The organism is Desulfacinum hydrothermale DSM 13146 (assembly GCF_900176285.1).
GTDB lineage: Bacteria > Desulfobacterota > Syntrophobacteria > Syntrophobacterales > DSM-9756 > Desulfacinum > Desulfacinum hydrothermale.
On the sequence record NZ_FWXF01000054.1, the window covers coordinates 1 to 1,757 of the forward strand.

2 protein-coding genes are annotated in these 1,757 nt (G+C 63.1%); one reads left to right on the forward strand and one right to left on the reverse strand.

Features of this window, described 5'->3' with window-relative positions; translation table 11 throughout:
• Nucleotides 1–308: 308 nt before the first annotated feature.
• Nucleotides 309–881, forward strand: a complete 573-nt coding sequence (locus tag B9A12_RS16530) for a nitroreductase family protein (RefSeq protein ID WP_084059185.1) — start codon at nucleotides 309–311, stop codon at nucleotides 879–881.
• A gap of 32 nt (nucleotides 882–913) precedes the next feature.
• On the opposite strand, the gene B9A12_RS16535 is transcribed toward B9A12_RS16530, so the two are convergent.
• A partial coding sequence (locus B9A12_RS16535; RefSeq protein ID WP_139796711.1) for a (Fe-S)-binding protein occupies nucleotides 914–1,757 on the reverse strand: 844 nt, incomplete at its 5' end.

Genomic DNA, 1,757 nt, shown 5'->3' on the forward strand with positions numbered 1-1,757 from the left:
GCTGACGCACCGAGCGGCCGCTTTGGGGTTGCCCGGTCCTTTCGCGTTGCGCGCGGCCATGTCCCGGCGCCGGTGAAGCGTTCGGGAAGGGCGCGTCGCTTCCTGGAGGACACATGGAGCGGTTTTCGTAAGATTACAACTGCTTCCCCTGCGGAAGGCTCGCCGTCCAGGACGATACGGATAATCCCGCGATTTTTGGAACGGAAGATCTGTCTGCTTTCTGGAGATGTTGAAGCAAGGATCATCCGGGGCTGCTCTGCCGGAGCGGGCCGCTCCGCGGCTCGGATCCGCGCCATGGGAGGAGCATCATGAACCTTCGCCAGTTGGTGATTCAAAACAGGAGCTATCGTCGTTTCGATGAAAAGCACACCGTCGGTCGGGATACGCTGGTGGAACTGGTGGATCTGGCACGCATGACCGCCTCGGCCGCCAACCGCCAGCCGCTGAAATACATCCTGGCGGCGGATCCGGAAACCAACGCCCGGATCTTTCCCACCCTGGCCTGGGCGGCCTATCTCAAGGACTGGACCGGCCCGGCGGAAGGCGAGCGCCCCACGGCCTACATCGTCGTGTTGCTGGACACCACCATCACGGAAAACCCCTTGTGCGACGACGGGATCGCGGCCCAGACCATCCTGCTGGGGGCCGTGGAAAAGGGGCTGGGCGGATGCATCATCGCTTCGGTGCGAAGGGATGCATTGCGCGAGGCCCTGAACATTCCCGAACACCTGCAGGTCCGCTTCGTCATCGCCCTGGGAAAGCCAGCGGAAACGGTCGTTCTGGAAGAACTTTCCCCCGGCGGAGACATCCGCTACTGGCGGGACGAAGCGGGGCGCCACCATGTGCCCAAGCGCTCGCTCAGGGAGCTCATTGTTCGGTAGAGCGCCTACACACATTGGCTATTTCCGGGCGCTTAAGAAAGGCCTTCCGCCACCGCCTCCGCGATATGGCGTACCCGAATCCGGCCGCCGCGCTGATCCATGCCGCCGCGAAGCTGTAAGACGCAGCCCGGACAGTCGGTGACGAGAAGTTCCGCCCCCGTGGCTTCCACACTGTCCAGCTTGCGTTGGAGAAGTTCGGCGGAGATTTCAGGAAACTCCAGGGAGTAGGACCCGGCGAACCCGCAGCAGACGTCCTCGTCTTGGGCGGGGACGTAGTTCAGGCCGGCGATCTCCAAGAGCTTTCTGGGTTCTTCCACCACCTTGAGGCCCCGGCACAGGTGGCACGGGGCGTGGTAGGCTGTCCGGGTGCCGGTCCCGTGGAAGAGTTCGGGCCGGACCTTCAAGATCTGCATGAGAAAGGAACTGAAGTCGATCACGCGGGATGTGAACGCCTCCAGACGGTCTTTCCATTTCGGATCGTCTCCCAGGAGCTTGGGGTAATTTTCCTTCAGGTGGGATCCGCAGGAGGCGCACAGGGTGAGGATCCAGTCACATTTGGATTCCTCGAAGGCCCGGATGTTTTGGATGGCCACCTCCCGTGCGGTCTCCTTTTCGGCGGCCATGAGCGCCGGAAGGCCGCAGCAGGTCTGATCCATGGGGTAGTCCACGGCCACACCCTGTTCTTTCAGAAGCGGCAGAACGGCTTCCGCCTGTTCCGGATAGACGAAATCCACCAGGCATCCCCCGAAAAGGGCCACCCGCATGCGGGGCGCCTGCACCTCCGGGCGGACCCGGTCCCACCGGTCCCGGAATGGACGGGGAGTCACCACGGGGAGGCTCCGGAACCCGTGGGTCTTATGGAAAAAGAGCGGCAGG

What these genes read in the sequence shown, in the direction of transcription:
- B9A12_RS16530 (WP_084059185.1), top strand. Translation starts at nt 309, where the DNA reads ATGAACCTTCGCCAGTTGGTGATTCAAAACAGGAGCTATCGTCGTTTC.